Annotated in this window: 16 protein-coding genes; 11 read left to right on the top strand and 5 right to left on the bottom strand. The window is 69.9% G+C overall.

The window, feature by feature from the left end:
* Positions 1–116 precede the first annotated feature (116 nt).
* The gene (gcvPA, locus tag QUD34_RS00525) at positions 117–1,469 is read left to right on the top strand and encodes an aminomethyl-transferring glycine dehydrogenase subunit GcvPA (protein ID WP_286354630.1); all 1,353 of its coding nucleotides are present in this window, start codon (positions 117–119) and stop codon (positions 1,467–1,469) included.
* Positions 1,470–1,479: 10 nt separating this feature from the next.
* Positions 1,480–3,009 carry an aminomethyl-transferring glycine dehydrogenase subunit GcvPB gene (gcvPB, locus tag QUD34_RS00530; RefSeq protein ID WP_286354631.1) on the top strand — a complete coding sequence of 510 codons (1,530 nt, stop codon included), beginning with the start codon at positions 1,480–1,482 and terminating at the stop codon, positions 3,007–3,009.
* Positions 3,010–3,055: 46 nt separating this feature from the next.
* Here the strand turns inward: gcvPB and QUD34_RS00535 are convergent, their stop codons facing one another.
* Positions 3,056–3,496 (bottom strand): Lrp/AsnC family transcriptional regulator, encoded by a 441-nt coding sequence (locus QUD34_RS00535; protein WP_286354632.1) that lies wholly within the window; start codon positions 3,494–3,496, stop codon positions 3,056–3,058.
* Between the two features lie 137 nt (positions 3,497–3,633).
* Here QUD34_RS00535 and QUD34_RS00540 point away from each other — a divergent pair, with 137 nt between their 5' ends.
* The 3 genes from QUD34_RS00540 (at position 3,634) to QUD34_RS00550 (ending at position 6,787) form a co-directional block, all read left to right on the top strand.
* Positions 3,634–4,551 (top strand): S41 family peptidase, encoded by a 918-nt coding sequence (locus QUD34_RS00540; protein WP_286354633.1) that lies wholly within the window; start codon positions 3,634–3,636, stop codon positions 4,549–4,551.
* 62 nt (positions 4,552–4,613) lie between these two features.
* The gene (locus QUD34_RS00545) at positions 4,614–5,618 is read left to right on the top strand and encodes a TolB family protein (protein WP_286354634.1); all 1,005 of its coding nucleotides are present in this window, start codon (positions 4,614–4,616) and stop codon (positions 5,616–5,618) included.
* Between the two features lie 86 nt (positions 5,619–5,704).
* Positions 5,705–6,787 (top strand): S41 family peptidase, encoded by a 1,083-nt coding sequence (locus tag QUD34_RS00550; RefSeq protein ID WP_286354635.1) that lies wholly within the window; start codon positions 5,705–5,707, stop codon positions 6,785–6,787.
* On the opposite strand, the gene QUD34_RS00555 is transcribed toward QUD34_RS00550, so the two are convergent.
* Genes QUD34_RS00555 through QUD34_RS00570 form a run of 4 tightly spaced genes read right to left on the bottom strand, consistent with a single transcriptional unit; the run spans position 6,775 to position 9,356 of the window.
* Entirely contained in the window at positions 6,775–7,455 is a 681-nt protein-coding gene (locus QUD34_RS00555; RefSeq protein ID WP_375379991.1) for an ATP-binding cassette domain-containing protein, read from the bottom strand. The two genes, QUD34_RS00550 and QUD34_RS00555, sit on opposite strands and share 13 nt — an antisense overlap.
* Complete coding sequence (modB, locus tag QUD34_RS00560) at positions 7,452–8,144, bottom strand: molybdate ABC transporter permease subunit (RefSeq protein ID WP_286354636.1); 693 nt, start codon at positions 8,142–8,144, stop codon at positions 7,452–7,454. Before modB ends, QUD34_RS00555 begins: the two co-directional genes overlap by 4 nt.
* A gap of 14 nt (positions 8,145–8,158) precedes the next feature.
* Complete coding sequence (gene modA, locus QUD34_RS00565; RefSeq protein ID WP_286354637.1) at positions 8,159–8,914, bottom strand: molybdate ABC transporter substrate-binding protein; 756 nt, start codon at positions 8,912–8,914, stop codon at positions 8,159–8,161.
* A 58-nt stretch (positions 8,915–8,972) separates the two neighbouring features.
* Positions 8,973–9,356, bottom strand: a complete 384-nt coding sequence (locus QUD34_RS00570; RefSeq protein ID WP_286354638.1) for a winged helix-turn-helix domain-containing protein — start codon at positions 9,354–9,356, stop codon at positions 8,973–8,975.
* 103 nt (positions 9,357–9,459) lie between these two features.
* Between QUD34_RS00570 and QUD34_RS00575 the strand changes: the two genes are divergently transcribed.
* From QUD34_RS00575 to queC, 6 genes are read left to right on the top strand one after another with little or no spacing between them, the layout of a single operon-like run.
* Positions 9,460–12,111: an ATP-binding protein gene (locus QUD34_RS00575; protein WP_286354639.1), complete on the top strand. Its 2,652-nt coding sequence runs from the start codon at positions 9,460–9,462 to the stop codon at positions 12,109–12,111.
* Positions 12,112–12,125: 14 nt separating this feature from the next.
* Entirely contained in the window at positions 12,126–13,259 is a 1,134-nt protein-coding gene (locus tag QUD34_RS00580) for a hybrid sensor histidine kinase/response regulator (RefSeq protein WP_286354640.1), read from the top strand.
* Between the two features lie 46 nt (positions 13,260–13,305).
* Positions 13,306–15,090 carry a M2 family metallopeptidase gene (locus QUD34_RS00585; RefSeq protein WP_286354641.1) on the top strand — a complete coding sequence of 595 codons (1,785 nt, stop codon included), beginning with the start codon at positions 13,306–13,308 and terminating at the stop codon, positions 15,088–15,090.
* A 2-nt stretch (positions 15,091–15,092) separates the two neighbouring features.
* Positions 15,093–15,926, top strand: coding sequence for an Hsp33 family molecular chaperone HslO (locus QUD34_RS00590; protein ID WP_286354642.1), 834 nt, complete (start codon positions 15,093–15,095; stop codon positions 15,924–15,926).
* The gene (locus QUD34_RS00595) at positions 15,926–16,645 is read left to right on the top strand and encodes a lysophospholipid acyltransferase family protein (RefSeq protein ID WP_286354643.1); all 720 of its coding nucleotides are present in this window, start codon (positions 15,926–15,928) and stop codon (positions 16,643–16,645) included. The genes QUD34_RS00590 and QUD34_RS00595 overlap by 1 nt, the downstream gene beginning before the upstream one ends.
* Positions 16,638–17,336, top strand: a complete 699-nt coding sequence (gene queC / locus QUD34_RS00600) for a 7-cyano-7-deazaguanine synthase QueC (RefSeq protein ID WP_286354644.1) — start codon at positions 16,638–16,640, stop codon at positions 17,334–17,336. The genes QUD34_RS00595 and queC overlap by 8 nt, the downstream gene beginning before the upstream one ends.
* Positions 17,337–17,370: the final 34 nt, after the last annotated feature.

Raw genomic sequence — 17,370 nt, forward strand, 5'->3', positions numbered from 1 at the left:
TCCCCGGAGCGGGCGGTCTGCATCCGGTGGTCTGTGATCCCCTGCACAGGGGCCCCCGGCGTCCCGGGCTGATAACCTGAAGTGCTGCGATTCACGCGCTCTTTGCCGAGGCCGCCATGCGCTACCTGCCCTCTTCCCCTGTCGAGGATCGTGCCCTCCTGGACACCATCGGCGTCGCCCGCGCCGAGGAGTTGCTGGCGGGCATCCCGGAGGCCCTGCGGTTGAAGAGGGACCTGGACCTGCCCACCCAGGGCTCCGAGCAGGAAGTGGCCTGGGAGATGATGGGCCTGGCCAACAAGAACACCCGCTTCTGCGCCCAGTTCCTGGGGGCCGGCGCCTATGACCACTTCGTGCCCTCGGCCATCGATGCCATGGTGAGCCGCCAGGAGTGGTTCACGGCCTACACGCCCTACCAGCCCGAGATCAGCCAGGGCACGCTCCAGCACATCTTCGAGTACCAGACCCTCATCTGCGACCTCGCGGGTCTGGATGTGACGAATGCCAGCCTCTACGACGGCGGCACCGCCTGCGTGGAGACGGCCCTCATGGCCGTGCGCGTGGCGAAGAAGCGCAACACCGTCCTGGTGAGTCGCGGCCTGCACCCGCTCTACCGCGAGGTGCTCAAGACCAACTTCGCGCCCCATGACGACCTCCAGCTGGTGGAGGTGGGCCTCAAGAACGGCGTCACCGACCTGGCCGACCTGCAGGCGAAGCTGAATGGGGATGTGGCCGCCGTGATGGTGGGCTACCCCAACTTCCTGGGCGCCGTGGAGGACCTGACGGCCCTGGCCGGCCCCGTCCACGCCGCCGGCGCCCTGCTGGTGAGCGTCACCCAGGAGGCCCTGGCCTTCGGCTGGCTGGAGGCCCCCGGCAAGGCCGGCGCCGACATGGCCTGCGGCGAGGCCATGTCCTTCGGCAACAAGCCCACCTTCGGCGGCCCCTTCCTGGGCTTCCTCGCGGTGAAGGACGCCCACAAGCGCGAGATCCCGGGCCGCGTGGTGGGCCAGACCAAGGATCTGGAAGGCCGCACGGGCTATGTGCTCACGCTGACGGCCCGCGAGCAGCACATCCGTCGCGACAAGGCCACCAGCAACATCTGCTCGAACCAGGGGCTCGTGGCCCTGCGCGCCAACATCTTCCTCCAGCTGGCGGGCCCCGAGGGCCTGCGCGGCCTGGCGGAGCAGAACGCCGCCAAGGCCCAGTACCTGCGCCAGCGCCTGCTGGAGCTGCCGGACATGGAGCCGGTCGACGACCCGCCCTTCTTCAACGAGTTCGTGCTGCGCTACCGGGGCGACATGGCGGCGCTGCAGGAGGCCTGCCTCGCGGAGAGCCTGCTGCCGGGACTGGACCTGGGCCGCTTCTACCCCGAATACGAAGGCTGCATCCTCTGGTGCGCCACCGAACTCCACACCCGCCGGATGATCGAGAGCCTCGTCGAAATCCTGGCCCGCGTCCCCGCCACCGTCTGAGGAGATGGCCATGTTTCTGCGTCAGCGCGAACCCCTCTCTTTCGATCGTTCCGTCTCCGGCAAGCGGGGCATGGATCTTCCCAAGCTCGATGTGCCCGAGGCCAAGGACACCCGTCCCGCCCACCTCAGGCGCAGCGGCTTCGACGCCCTGCCTGAGCTGAGCGAAGTGGAGGTCATCCGCCACTTCACGCGCCTCTCCAAGTGGAACTACGGCGTGGACGACGGCATCTACCCGCTGGGCTCCTGCACCATGAAGCACAACCCGCGGCTCAACGAGAAGGTCGCCGGCCTGCCGGGCTTCACGGACAGCCACCCCATGGCCCCCGATGCGCTGGTGCAGGGCAACCTGGAGATGATCTACACCCTCCAGGAATGGCTGAAGGAGATCACCGGCCTGCCCGGCGTCACCCTCCAGCCCAGCGCCGGCGCCGCCGGCGAGCTGACGGGCGTCATGCTCATCCGGGCCTACCATGTGTCCAAGGGCGCCAAGCGCCGCGTGATCCTCATCCCCGACAGCGGCCACGGCACCAACCCCGCCACCGCCGCCATGGCCGGGTATGAAGTGGTCGAGCTGCCCTCGCTGCCGGACGGCACCATCGCCTTCGACGATGTGACCGATCCCGTGAACGGCAAGGTCCGCAAGGGCCTCAGGACGCTCGTGAGCGAGCTCGGCACCGAGATCGCCGGCGCCATGATCACGAATCCCAATACCGTGGGCGTCTTCGAGTACCGCTTCAAGGAGGTCAGCGACCTCCTGCACAGCGTCGGCGCCCTGGTCTACATGGATGGCGCCAACATGAACGCCCTGGTGGGCGTGGCCCGCCCGGGCGATTTCGGCGTGGATGTCATGCACCTGAACCTCCACAAGACCATGTCCACGCCCCACGGCGGCGGCGGTCCCGGCGCCGGCCCCGTCTGCTGCGGCGAGAACCTGATGCCCTTCCTGCCCGTGCCCGTCGTGGTGCGCGACACCGTGAAGGTGGGCGAGGGCGAGGTGCCCAGGCACTCGTACCGCTGGGACTGGAAGCGGCCCCAGAGCATCGGCAAAGTGCACACCTTCTACGGCAACTTCGGCATCCTCGTCCGGGCGCTCACCTACTGCCTGAGCCACGGCTCCGACGGCCTGAAGGAGGCCACGCTCCGGGCCATCGTGAACGCCAACTACATCCGTGCCCGGCTCAAGGGCGCCTATGCCCTGCACATCGATTCCCCGAGCCTGCACGAGGTGGTCTTCAGCGACACGCTGCAGGCCAAGCACGATGTCCACACGCTCGACATCGCCAAGCGCCTCATCGACCACGGCTACCACCCGCCCACGATCTACTTCCCCCTGATCGTGCCCGGCGCGCTGATGATCGAGCCCACGGAAAGCGAAGACAAGGGCGAGCTGGACGCCTTCTGCGACACCATGCTCGCCATCGCGAAGGAGGCCGAGACCGACGCCGAGGCCCTGCACCAGGCGCCGACCCTCGCCCCCCTGCGCCGCATGGACGAGACCACTGCCGCCCGCAAGCCCGTGCTGCGGTGGGCCAAGGGCTGAACCGTACCGTGAACGGAGAAGGGCCCCGGTCGGGGCCCTTCTCTGTTCAGCGCCGGTCGAAGCGCGGCGCCATCACCAGCAGGGTCTGGGTGGAGGCGATGCCGGGGAGCTTGGCCACTTCGTCGCGGATGCGGTTGAGGTCCTCCAGGCGCTCCGCCTCCAGCTGCAGCACCAGGTCGATGTCCCCGCTCACGCTGTCGGCCACCCGCACCTCGGGAAAGGCCTCCAGCATGCGCAGGGCCCGCTCGTGGCTGGGCCCGCTGCCGCGCACCAGCAGGTAGGCCCGCACGCCGGGCTTCGCCTCGAAGCCCAGGCGCAGCGTGTAGCCGAGGATGACGCCCTCGCGCTCCAGACGCTTGAGGCGCTCCTGCACGGCCGACCGCGAGAGGCCCACCCGGGCCGCCAAGGCCACCTGGGTGAGGCGGGCATCGGCGCCCAGCTCCGCGAGGAGGCGGCGGTCCAGGTCGTCCAGGTCGGGCTTGGGCATCCCGCATTCTGGCATCCTGCCGGGAATCCGGCACCCTGCCGCCTACACGCCGGCAGGCCCTTCGCGAACCCTGGGGGATCGCGCCGGCCCTGGATCACGCCGATCACGCCGACCGCACCGATCCCCCGGAGACCCCCATGCGCCCGACCCCCCTTCTGCTCTTGCCCGTCCTCGCGGCTGGACTCGCCGCGGCGGAACCCGCCCCCGTCTCCCTCACCGCGGACCGTCAGGCCCACCTGGTGGCTCAGATCGCCGACCTCGTCCGCGACGAATACGCGTTTCCCGACCTCGCCGCCGTCGCCGCCGAGGGCCTGCGGCGGCAGGCGGGAACCCTTGTGGACTCCGGCTCCACGGACGCGAAAGCCTTCCTGGCCCGGGTCAACGGAGCCCTGCAGGCGCTCACCCGCGACAAGCACCTGAACGCGCGGATCCGCATCCCCCGCTTCGATGTGCCGACCCCCAGCCTGGGCCTGCACTCGGTGACGCGTCTGGAGGACGGCCTGGGTTATCTGCGCGTAGACCGCTTCTTCCAGGCGGAGGAAAGCCGCGCCGCTTTCGATGCAGCCCTGGACCGGCTGGCGGGGTGTCGGGCCATGGTGATCGACCTGCGGGAGAACCGCGGCGGCGGTGACGCGAACGCCCTGCTGGCTTCCTACTTCCTGGCCCGGCGTACCCTCCTGAACCGGCTCGAGTGGCGCCGGCAGGAACCCATGGAGGCCTGGGCAGGCCCCTCCACCCGGCCTGCCTTTGCGGAAATCCCCCTCTACATCCTGGTGGGGGGGACGACCTTTTCCGCCGGAGAGGCTCTGGCCTATGCGCTGCAGCAGCAGAAGCGGGCCGTGATCGTGGGCGAGACCACCAAGGGCGGCGCCAATCCCAACCGCTTCTTCCCCCTGGACCACGGCCTGGAGCTCTCCGTCTCCGTGGGCCGCACGGTGAACCCCCTCAGCGGCACGAACTGGGAGGGCACAGGCGTGAAGCCGGATGTGGCCGTGCCCGCAGGAGAGGCCCTGGAGGCGGTGCGCCGCCTGTGGGCCGGGGTCGCGCGGCGATGAAGGCGAGGCGGCCGATCTTCCCGCGCGTGGTTGACCCCTTTGACCCTTCAGGCGAGCGGCCCATGATCCGTGCCTTCCCGGCCCTTCCCTGGGTGGCAGGGAGCCCGCGCAGGCGGGCGCCGCGTCTCGTCGCGGGTCTGCTGCTCGCCGCATCCCTCGGCTGCGGGGGAGGCGGTGGAGGAGGCACTGGGACGGCTTCGGCGCCGCCTCCCCTCCCTCCGCCCACCTACGACCTGGTGTTCGACGGGCGGAACGGGGATGGGTCCCACCTGCTCTACCAGGTCCGGCCCGAGGGTGGCGCCCCCCAGGTGCTGGGCCTGGGGTACGGCGGCACGCGCCCCCACGCCCGCCCCGATGGCCGGGCCCTGGTGTACGCCAGCCTCCCCACGGACCTGGTTCCCGCCCAGCTCATGCTCGTGGACGACTTGACCCAGCCGGCGATCTGCCTCTCCACGGAAGCGGGCGTGGCCGAGCGGGAGGTGGTCTGGGCCCCGGATGGCCTGCGCCTCGCCTTCCACTCGCAGCTGGAGGATCCGGCCGGCGACATCTTCACGGCGGATCTGCGGGGCCGGAGCCTGGAGAACCGGCGCAACCTCACGCCGCGCCAGGCCGGCGACCCGATGATTTCGCCCGATGTCACGCCCGCCTGGTCGCCGGACGGCACGCGCCTCGCGTTCGCCTCGTACCGCCAGGGCAGCCCGGCCCTGTGGCTGATGAACGCCGACGGCAGCGGGGCCCGTCAGCTGACGCCCACCAGCAGCGTGTCGGGCGACTACTTCCCCACCTGGTCGCCGGATGGCCGCTGGATCGCCTTCCAGCGCCTCACGAGCGAGAGCGTCCAGATCGGCATCCTCCCGGCCGCGGGCGGAACGCCCACCTTCCTGCCCTTTGCGGGCAAGGCCTACGCGCCGGCCTGGTCCCCCGATGGTGGCTGGATCGCCTTCAGCGGCCTGGTGGACGGGGAGTACGACATCCACCTCCAGACGCCGGACGGCCGTGGCCTGCGGCGCATCCCGCGGGCCGGCGAGGACCGGGGCCCCAGCTGGATCCGGCGCGCGGACCCGTGAATTCCGGCAACCTGCCGGCCTTCCGGCACCCTGCCGCCTAGACCGGGCGGCCCCTCGGCCGAAACCTGAAGGACTCCGGAGGCTCCATGCGTCGCGCTCTGTTCGTCCTGCCCGCTCTGGTCCTGACCCTCGCCGCCCAGGAGGCCGCCGCCCCCGCCGCGCCCCCGGTCACGGCCGACCAGCGGAAGGCCGTGGTGGAGACCCTCGCCAGGGAACTGAAGGCCCGCTATGTCTTCCCCGAAGTCGCCGAGCAGACCGGCGCCGCGCTGAAGGCCAGGGCGGCCCAGGGTGCCTACGATGGGGCGGCCACGGCCCAGGCCTTCGCCGAGGCCCTCTCCAGGGACCTTCGGGAGGTGGGCCGGGACGGCCACTTCCGGGTGCGCTTCGATCCGGCCTTCAAGCCCGCGAGCGACGACGACGACAAGCCGCCCACGCGCGACGAGGTGGCGCAGATGCGGCAGTTCTCCCAGCGGCGGGGCTTCGGCATCGCCAAGGTGGAGCAGCTGCCGGGCAATGTGGGCTACCTGGACATCCGGGGCTTCGGCCCCACGGAATTCGTGGGACCGGCCTTCTCCGCGGCCCTCTCGCTCCTATCGGGCACCGAGGCCCTCATCCTCGACCTGCGCCAGAACGGGGGCGGCGATCCCGAGAGCGTGGCCTACCTCGTGAGCCACTTCTTCGAGGAGGGCGACACGCGGCACCTCAACTCCATCTACAACCGGCCGAAGAACACGACGCGCCAGTACTGGACGACGGCGACCGTCGCTCCGCGCTACGGGAAGCCCGTCTATGTCCTCACCTCGGCCCGCACCTTCTCCGGCGGCGAGGAATGCGCCTACGACTTCCAGACCCAGAAGCGCGCGACCCTGGTGGGCGAAACCACGGGCGGCGGCGCCAACCCCGGTGGGGCGGTGCTCCTGGGCCACGGCTTCAATGCCTTCATCCCCACGGGCCGCGCCATCAATCCCGTCACCGGCACCAACTGGGAGCATGTGGGGGTGAAACCGGACCTGGCCGTGCCCGCCGCGGAGGCGCTGAAGGCGGCCCATGGGGCCATCCTCCGCGGCATCCTCGAGAAGGAGAAGGATCCCGACTACCGCAAGCGGCTGGAGGGCATCCTGGCCCGCGTGGAAAAGGGCGAGCCGGAACCCGTCCGCTACGCCCGGTAGGTCTCCTCCGAGACCACGCGGCCCTCTTCAAGCTCGACGAGGTGCTCGCCGAAGGCCTCGGCGTCGCCGGGATCGTGGCTCACCACCACCAGGGGTAGGTTCTCCTGGGCGGCCAGGTCCTTCAGCTCGAGGCGCAGGCGGTCCCGCATGCGGTGGTCGAGGGCGGAGAAGGGCTCGTCCAGCAGCAGCAGGCGGGGCTTCGCAGCCAGGGCGCGGGCCAAGGCCACGCGCTGGCGCTGGCCGCCGGAGAGCTGGCCCGGGTGGGCCGCGGCGAAGCCCCCGAGACCCAGGCGGTCGAGCCAGGGCAGGGCCTGCGCCAGAGCGGCGCGGGAAGGGCGGCGCCAGGTGCGTGAGAAGCTGAAGGCCACATTCTCGGCGGCCGTGAGGTGCGGAAACAGCGCGTAGTCCTGGAAGAGGTGGCCCACTTCGCGGGCCTGGGGCGGGAGGTGCAACCCCGTGGCGCTGTCGAAGAAGGTGCGCTCGCCCAGCTGGATGCACCCGGCCTCCGGGCGCAGGAGGCCCGCGACGGCCCGGAGGGTGAGGCTCTTCCCGGCGCCTGAGGGGCCCGACAGCACCAGCGACCGGGCTGAGGTGGCGAAGGCCACTTCCAGGTGGAAGGGCCGCTCCCGACCCCGCAGGGTGCCGCGGATGTCCACGCGCAGCTTCATGGCCAGGGCTCCCGGCCCGCGCTGCGGGCATCGTGGCCGCGGAGCAGCCGCGCCGCGACGAGGAGGACCAGCAGGCAGGTGGTGGAGGTCACGATCACCAGCGTGGTCGCCAGGCCGTCCTGGCCCGCCTGTACGGCCTCGTAGACCGCCACGGACAGCGTCTGTGTGCGGCCGGGGATGCTGCCCGCCACCATGAGGGTGGCGCCGAATTCGCCGAGGGCCCGGGCGAAGGCCAGGAGGGTGCCCGCCAGGATGCCGCGCCAGGCCAGGGGCAGGGTGACGCGGAAGAACACGCCCAGGTCAGACACGCCCAGGGTGCGGGCCGCCCGCTCGTACTGGGGATCCACCTGCTCGAAGGCCGCGCGGGCGGCCTTGAGGGCCAGGGGGAAGGAGACGATGGAGGCCGCGATCACGGCGCCCTGCCAGGTGAAGATGAGCTGGATCCCGAAGGTGCGGTCGAGGAATCCGCCCAGGGCCCCGCGTCGTCCGAGCAACACCAGGAGGTAGTAGCCGAGCACCGTGGGCGGCAGCACCATGGGCAGCGTGCAGAGGGCGTCCAGCACCTCCCGTCCGGGGAAGGGACGGCGGGCCAGGAGGAAGCCCAGGGCCGTCCCCGCCAGCAGCACCAGCAGCGTGGCCAGTCCCGCCACCTTGAGGGACAACAGCAGGGGGATCCATGCCTGGTCCATCAGGGCCCGATCCATCAGGGGGCGGTGAAGCCGAAGCGGGCGAGGACCGCCCGGCCTTCCGGCGAGAGCACGAGGGCCACGAAGGCGCGGGCGGCCTCGGCCTGGCGGGTCCCCGTCGCGACGGCGAGGGGATAGGTGATGGGGGTGCGGGTGGGCACGGTGGCGACCACCCGCACCTTGCGAGTCTGGATGGCGGCATCCGTGGCGTAGACGAAGGCGGCATCCACTTCGCCCCGGGCCGCGTAGTCCAGGCACTGGCGGACGCTCTGGCCGAAGACGGCCTTGGCCTCGACGGCCCGCCACAGCCCCAGGGCTTCCAGGGCCTCCCGGGCATAGCGGCCCGCAGGCACGCTGGCCGGGTTGGCGATGGCCACACGGCGGACCTGAGGCCGGAGCAGCTCTGCCGGGGTGGCGGGGCTCTGCGCCCCGAGGGGGACGATCATCACCAGCGCGTTCCCCGCAAAGGTCGCGCGGGAAGCCGCGTTCACGGCCCCCTGGGCCACGGCCCGGTCCATGGCGGCCTGATCGGCAGACGCGAACACATCCACGGGAGCCCCGGCAAGAATCTGCTGCAGCAGCTTGTCCGAGCCGCCGGTGTTGAGCACGACCCGGGTGCCCGGATGCCGGGCCTCGTGGCGCCGCCCCAGCTCCTGGAAGGCATCGGTGAGGCTCGCGGCGGCGGAGACCACCAGATCGCCCGCCCGCCCGGCGGTGGCCAGGGACAGGGCGAGGAGGAGGCAGCGCAGCAGGGGGGATCGGGCAAGGGGCATGAGACCTTCCGGGGGTCCGCTATATCCCGATGAATATATCGGACCCGAAAGCCCCGGGTCAAAGGCCGGGCTGCCTCGGGCCGGCCTGCCCCGACAGCAGGGCGGTCAGTGCCTTCAGGTCCGCCGCGGCAGCCCGGGCAGCCTTGGCCTCCAGGCTGCGGTAGCGCGCCAGGACCTTGATCCCCAGCGGCGTGAGCGTGGCCCCGCCCCGGGTCGCCCCGCCCTTCTCGGTGGCGACCAGGGCCTCCCGGAAGCAGCGGTTCATGGTGTCCACCAGCAGCCAGGCCCGGCGGTAGCTCATGCCCATCAGGCGGCCCGCCGCGGCGATGGAGCCCGTCTCCTGAATGGCCTCCAGCAGGTGCGCCTTCCCAGGGCCCAGGGCGATCTCGCCGCCCAGGTAGAACCGGACGCGGAGATCGAGGGAAGGGGCGGGCTTGGGCATGGGGTCTCCGGGGGACGGCGCGCCCCCATGATCCCCCCCGGAGGGCCATCCGTGAATCCACGGATCGCGCAGGAAACCGGATCGCGGATTCGGGATTTCCGTCATGCTGCAAGGCGAACCACGCCATCAGCCGGACCCACCCCTGGATGTGCCCATGGTCTCCTTCCTGAGTCGAATCCGGATCGCCGCCAAGCTCTGGCTCGGCTACAGCATTGTCGCGGGGATCCTGGCGGGGCTCGCCCTGATCCAGCTCGGCGTGCTGCATGACGAGGAGAACCAGGCCCTCCGGATCTTCGAGAAGCGCATGGTTCCGGTGCGCCAGCTGAAGATCGTGTCGGACGCCTACAGCATCCGCATCCTCTTCGCGGCCCGCCAGGTGCGGGGCGGGACTCTGGAACCCGCCGAAGGCCTGGCCCAGGTGCGGGCGGCGCGGAGGGAGGCCGGGGAGCAGTGGGCCGCGTTCAAGGCCACCGCCCGGGACCAGTCGAACCCGGAAGCGCTGGCCCGCGTGGATGCCCTCTCCACCTACCTGATGAAGGATCTGGATTCGCTGGAACAGCTCCTGGCAGAAGCCCGGTTGCCGGCCCTCGGGCGCTTTGTGGACGACGACCTGCTGCCGCAGATCCTGCCCCTCACGAGCCTCATCTCCGGCCTCGTCCAGGTTCAGGAGGATGCCGCCCAGCGCAGCGTGGAGGCCATGTCGGAGCGGGCCTGGCGGACCCGGACCTGGTCGTACATCACCATCCTCGGGGGGCTGGTCGCAGCTCTGGTGCTGGGCTATCGGATCGCCCACGACCTGTCCGGCAGCATCCGGCGGATGGTGGAGCAGGTGCGCCGCGCCGCGGAGGGCGACCTGGAGGTCCGGGTCCACATCGGCGGCCGGGACGAACTGGCGGACATGGGGCGGGACCTGAACCGCATGATCGCGCGGCTGAGGGACACCATCCACGCCCTGGCGGAGCGTGAAGCCAGCGAACGGGCGGTGCTTCACAGCGCCCAGGTGGCCATCATCGCCCGCGACAATGATGGCACCGTGCGGCGCTTCAATCCCTACGCGGAGAAGCTCCTGGGCTTCCGGGCCGAGGACATGGTCGGCCAGACGGGCTCCCCCTGGGTCGATCCGGGGGAGATGGAGGCCTGCGCCCAGGTGCTCTCCAGGCAGGTGGGCCATCCGGTGACCTCGGAATCCGAAGTGATCCGGCTGCTCACGGAGGCGGGGCCCGACCAGCGGGAGTGGACCTTCCTGACCCGGGATGGGCGGCGCGTGCCCATGCTGGTGGCCCTTTCGACCATCAGCGGGGCCCAGGGCGAGCGGGTGGGATTCCTGAGCATCGGCTCCGATCTGACGGAACGCAAAGTCCTGGAGGCCGAGCTCCGGGCCAGCGAAGCCCGCGCCCAGGCGGCGAACCACGCCAAGAGCGCCTTCCTGTCGAACATGAGCCACGAGCTCCGCACCCCCCTGAACGCCATCCTCGGTTACGCCCAGCTGATGAATCGTCGGACGGAGCGCGGCCCCGAGGACCGCGACCAGCTCGGGCGCATCCTGTCGGCCGGCGAGCACCTGCTGTCCCTGATCAACGATGTGCTGTCCCTCAGCAAGATCGAATCCGGGGGCCTGGAGCTGCGCCTGGGTTCCTTCCGGACCCTCGCCCTGGTGGAGAGCGTGGTGGACCTGCAGCGGATCCGGGCCGAGGCCAAGGGACTCGAGCTGAAGCTGGAGGCGGATCCCTCGCTCCCGGCCTACCTGGAGGGCGACGAGGCCAAGCTGCGCCAGGTCCTGGTGAACCTGGTGGGGAATGCGGTGAAGTTCACGGCGAAGGGAACGGTCACCCTGAGCGCCCGCTACGCGGCGGGCCGGGCCACCTTCAGCGTGGCGGACACCGGCGCGGGGATCAGCGAGGAGGATCAGCGTCAGCTGTTCCAGCCCTTCTTCCAGGCGGGGAGCCAGGCCGGGAACGCCGAGGGCACGGGGCTCGGCCTGCACATCAGCCGGTCCCTGGTGCACCTCATGGGCGGCGAGATCGCCCTGGAAAGCCGCGTGGGGCAGGGCAGCCGCTTCACCTTCAGCCTGCCCCTCCCCGAGGGGGAGCCGCCCCTGGAGCTGGAGGACCGCGGGCAGGTCGTCGGCCTGGAGCCAGGCCAGCGGAAGGTCTCGATGATGGTGGTGGACGACCGGCTGGAGAACCGGGATCTGCTGGCGCGGCTGCTCGGCTCCGTGGGGTTCCAGGTCTACAGCGCGGCCGACGGTGCCGAGGCGGTGGAACTCTGGGAGCGCCACCGGCCGGAGCTCCTCTGGATGGACCTCCGCATGCCCCGCATGAGCGGCTTCGAGGCGCTCCAGGTGATCCGGGGGAAGGAGCTGGAGCAGAACCTGCCCCACACCTTCGTCGTGGCGATCTCCGCCAGCGTCATCGACCTGGATCGCGAGACCCTGCGCAAGTCGGGGTTCGACGACTTCATGGGCAAGCCCTTCCGCGAGTCCCAGCTCTTCGAATTGGCAGGCCGCCTGCTCGGTCTCCGTTTCCTGACCCGGGAACCCGAGGCCGGGCTCCCCTCCCAGGCTGCCCTGCTGGACAGCCTGCATCTTCAGTCTGCGACCTGGCGCGCCGATCTGAAGGAAGCGGTGTTGATCGGAGACACCGAGGCCGCCCTGGCCCTGGTGGGCCAGTTGGGGGCCAATCCCGTCGCCGAGGGTCTGCGCCAGCTGCTCAAGGCCTACAAGCTCCAGGAACTGCTCGACGCACTGAACGGATGAAGAGGGAGATGACCATGCTGGTTCCCCAGGGCGACATTCTCATCGTCGACGACAACCCCGACAATCTCGACCTGCTGAGTGCCGTCCTGCGGGAGCGGAATTACCGGGTGCGCGCCGTCCCCTCCGGGGCCATGGCCCTCGAGGCGGCCCGCCGCCACCCGCCGGAGCTGGTCATGCTGGATGTGAACATGCCCGGCATGGATGGCTACCAGGCCTGCCAGGCCTTCAAGGCGGAACCCGCGCTCCAGCGGATCCCCATCATCTTCATCAGCGCCCTCGATGACCCGCTGGACAAGGTCAAGGCCTTCCATGTGGGCGGGCGGGACTATGTCACCAAGCCCTTCAGCGCCGAGGAGGTGCTGGTGCGGGTGGAGCACCAGGTGAACCTCGGCCGCCTGCAGCGCGAGCTGGAGATCCAGAACCAGAACCTGGTGGACGCCAACCTCAAGCTGAAGGAGGTGAACACCCTCAAGACCAACTTCACATCCATGCTCGTGCACGACCTCCGCTCGCCGCTCACGGTGCTGGGGCTCGTCCTGGAAAAAATGAAGAACGGCGGGACCGTTCGCGAGGAGGCCATCGAGAAGGCGGAGGAATCCTGCACCCGGATCAAGACGCTGCTCGACGAGATGCTGGAGATCTACCGCAGCGAGAGCGGCCAGCTCCCCATGGAGTTCTCGGAGATCGACGCGACTTCCTGGTTGTCGGCCCTGCTGGCCCCGTACAACCTGCGCGCCGCCGCCACCGGGGTGGAGTTCCAGGCGGCCGTTCCCGAGGGCCTGCCCGTGATCCAGGGAGACCGCCTGAAGCTGGACCGCGCGCTGGTCAACCTGGTGGACAATGCCTTCAAGTTCACGCCCCGGGCCGGGGCGGTGCGGGTGGAGGCGGGCGTTGAGTTCGGATCCGGCGTGGAGGCCGGCATGCGCTTCCTGAGGATGTCGGTGATCGACACGGGCCGGGGCATTCCGGCGGGGGACCTGCCCTTCATCTTCGATCCCTTCCGCCAGGCCGAGCGCAGCGACGCCGCCAGGGGCGTGGGACTCGGCCTCGCCATCGTCCAGCGTCTGGTGGCCGCCCACCGGGGCCAGATCCGGGCACAGAGCCAGCTGGGCTTCGGGTCGAACTTCACCATCCTGATCCCCTGCTGACGATCCCGTCGGCCGAAGGCACAATAGAGGGTTCCCTGGAGCCCCCATGCGCATCCTTCCAGCTCTGATCCCCAGCCTGGTGTTCGGCATTCCCCTGGTGGCCCAGATGACCGCTCCCGTGCAGGACCGTGCGGACCGCTTCCTGAAGCTCGTGAATGCGGGCTACCAGGCGCTCTACTATGTCAATTCCGAGGCCACCTGGGCGGCGGCCACGGATGTGAAGCCCGAACACGATGCCGCCGCCGAGTGGGCGGGCAAGGCCTTCGCCGCGTTCAACGGCAATCCCCTCGTCATCACCGAGGCCAAGGAGCTCCTGAAGCACCGCGCCCAGCTCGACGAGAAGACCGTGCGGCAGCTGGAGCGCGTGCTGCTCATGCCCTACGGTGCCGAGGGCCCCATGACCCAGCCCAAGCTGGTGGCCGACCGCATCGAAGCCGAGACGAAACAGGTCTCGCTCATGAACGGGTTCCAGTTCAAGGTGGCCGGGAAGCCCGTGACCGCCAACGACATCGACAACAAGCTCTCCTCCAGCCGCGACCTGGCGGAACGCCGGCTGTGGTGGGAGGCCAGCAAGGAGATCGGCCTTCCCCTCAAGGACGGCCTGGTTCGCCTGCGGGATCTCCGCAATGGCGTGGCCAGGGAGCTGGGCTACTCCGACTACTTCGCCCTGCAGGTGGCCCGCTACGGCCTGACCAAGGATGAGATGGCGGCCTTCAACCGGAAGTTCCTGGCCGAGCTGAAGCCCCTCTACCTCCAGCTGCACACCTGGGTGAAGTACGAGATGGCGAAGAAGTACGGCCAGCCCGTGCCCAAGGCCATCCCCGCCCACTGGATCAACAACCGCTGGAGCCAGAACTGGACCGGCTTCGTCAGCGCCGTGGACTTCGATCCCTACTTCAAGGGCTGGCAGCCCGAGCGCATCGTGAAGACCGCCGAGGCCTTCTACACGGGGCTGGGTTTCGACGCGCTGCCCGCCAGCTTCTGGGTCAAGTCCGACCTCTACCCCGTGAAGGCCGGCGATCCCCGCAAGAAGAACAGCCACGCCTCCTGCTGGCACCTGGACCTGGACAAGGACATCCGCTCGCTCATGAGCGTGGAGCCCAACGCCCAGTGGTTCGAGACGGTGCACCACGAGCTGGGCCACGGCTACTACTTCATGAGCTACACCAACCCGAATGTGCCCCCCCTTCTGCGTGACGGGGCCAACCCGAGCTTCCACGAAGGCGTGGGCGAACTCATCGCCATGGCCACACGGCAGATCCCCTACCTCAAGGGTGCGGGCGTGCTGCCGGCCGACTACAAGGTCGACCAGATGCAGGTGCTGCTGAACGATGCGCTCGAGGTGGCCATCCCCTTCATGTACTGGGCCTGCGGCACCATGCCCGAGTGGGAGGCCGAGTTCTACGGGGGCATGCCCGCGGACCAGATGAACGCCAAGTGGTGGAAGCAGGTGCGCGAGCTCCAGGGCGTCGAGCCGCCCGCGCCCCGCGGCGAGCAGTTCTGCGACGCCGCCACCAAGACCCACATCAACGACAATCCGGCCTACTACTACAGCTATGGCTGGGCCACGGTCTTCAAGTTCCAGATGCACGACCACATCGCGCGGAAGATCCTCCGCCAGGATCCCCGCGCCTGCAACTACGCCGGGAACAAGGAGGTCGGCGCCTTCCTGAAGAAGATCCTGGCCAAGGGCGCCACGGAGGACTGGCGGAAAGTCCTGAAGGAGGCCACCGGCGAGGACCTGTCCACCCGGGCCATGATGGACTACTTCAAGCCACTGATGGCCTGGCTGGAGCAGCAGAACAAGGGCCGGCAGATCGGATGGGATTGAGCATGGCGGATCGCCCTCAGGCCCAGGTCACCAGGGCCCTCACGCGGGACCATCAGGTCCGCCTGTCCTCGCTGGATGCCAGCCCCCTGTGGGATGGCGTGCGGCGCGCCCATCCCCACCTGGATCCGGAGGCCTGTGCCTGCCTGACCGAGCTGCTCTCGGCCACGGCCCTGCTGCAGGGGCGGACCCTTTTCGCCGAGCGCCTGCAGCTCCTGGTGAAGGGCTCGGGCCGCGCCAAGGCCGTGGTGACGGACTGCTGGCCCGACGGCACCATCCGGGGCGTACTCGATCTGGGGAAGCTCGAAGCCCCGTCGTGGATCGCCGGACCCGGCGTGTTCCAGGTCATGCGTTCCAACGCCTCGGGCCAGCCCTATGTGGGGCACCTGCCCCTGGTCGAGGGCGGGATCCAGGTCCAGGTGGAGCACTACCTCCAGCAGTCGGAGCAGATCCAGGCCAGCCTCACCCTCTGGTGCGACCCGGGCACGGGCGAGGCCGGGGGGATGCTGGTGGAACCGCTGCCGGACTGCCCACCCGCCCGCCTGGCCCGGCTGGTCCAGGCCATCGAAGGCCTGGAAGTGGTGCCCTTCTGGGAGCGCACGCCGGGTTTCCTGGCCTCCTGGGTCTCCCAGGGCGAGGGCGTCGAGGAACTGGCCTCCTCGGATCTCTTCTACCGCTGCCGCTGCACCCGGGAGGCCCTGCTGGAGACCCTGCGCCGCTTCCCCGCCGATCAGAAGGCGGACCTCTTCAAGGAGCCCGGTCCCCTCGAGGTCCGCTGCGACTACTGCGGCACCCTCTACCCCATCACCCGCGAGGATCTGCAGGCAGGGGAGGCCTGATGGCCGTTCGCGTGGCCATCGCCGGCCGGGGGCGGCCTCTCGGCTCGCCGGTCTCGGTGTGGTTCGCCTTCCGCGCGGTGCCCTTCCTGGTGGCGGGGATGACCAAGCTCTGGTCCTACACCCTACGGATGCGCCGGGAAGGCTTCGAGGCCGTCGAGGACCTCGTGGCCCGGGATGAGCGCGTCATCCTCAGCTTCTGGCACCGGCGCCTCTTCATGATGCCCCTGGCCTATCCCTTCCGCCGCCGGAACGCCGCCGGCGAGGTGCGGGGCGTGGCCATCCTGTCGAGCGACAGCAAGGACGGCGAGCGCAGCGCGGCCACCTGGCGCTGGTTTGGCATCCACGCGGTGCGTGGCACCGCCAGTGATGACGGCGCCAAGGCCCTGGTGCGGATGATCCAGGCCGTGAAGCAGGGCTGGGACTTCGGCATCACGCCCGACGGCCCCCGCGGCCCCCTCATGGCGCTGAAGCCCGGCACCCTCGCCCTGGCCCGCAAGACCGGCGCCTGGATCGTGCCCGTGAGCCTGGCCTTCGACCACAGCTTCCAGCTGAAGACCTGGGACCGTATGGTGATCCCCTTTCCGTTCGCCACCTGCGTGATCAAGTACGGAACGCCGTACCGGATTCCGCCGAAGGCCGATGATGCCGCTGAAGCTGTCCGGCTTCAGCGGGAGATGGATGCTCTTGAAACCTGGGCTGAAGGGATCTCCCATGTCTGAACTCGCCGTGGTCTCCCTCTCCGGCGGCATGGACTCCTGCGTGACCGCCGCCATGGCGAAGGCCCAGGGCTTCGAGCTGGCCCTGCTCCACGCCGACTACGGCCAGCGTACTCAGGAACGGGAGAAGCAGGCCTTCCGCGACATCGCCGAGTTCTACGGCGTGCCCGCCTCGCGGCGCCTGATCATCGGCTTCGACACCCTGAAGGCCATCGGGGGCTCGGCCCTGACAGACGCCTCCATCGCCCTGCCCGAAGGGGAGCTGGACCGGCCCGGCGTGCCCGTGAGCTATGTGCCCTTCCGCAACGCGCACCTGCTGGCCACCTGCGTGAGCTGGGCCGAGGTGCTCGGAGCCACGGCCATCTTCGTGGGCTTCGTGGAGGAGGACAGCAGCGGCTATCCCGACTGCCGCGAGGCCTTCCTCCGCAGCTTCGAGCAGACTGCCAACCTGGGCACGAAGCCCGAGACGAACCTGGCCTTCCACGCGCCGCTCCTCCACCTCCGCAAGGCCGAGATCGTGGCGAAGGGTCGGGAGCTCGGCGCGCCGCTGCACCTCACCTGGTCCTGCTACCAGAGCGAGCAGGAGGCCTGCGGCCACTGCGACTCGTGCCACCTGCGGCTGCGGGGCTTCCAGCAAGCGGGATTCCCAGATCCCATTCCGTACGCGTTCATCCCCGATTCCCTGAAGGTGTGACCATGGCCATCAAGAAGACCCCCAAAGCCTCCCT

Origin of the sequence: Geothrix oryzae (assembly GCF_030295385.1) — a bacterium.
GTDB lineage: Bacteria > Acidobacteriota > Holophagae > Holophagales > Holophagaceae > Geothrix > Geothrix oryzae.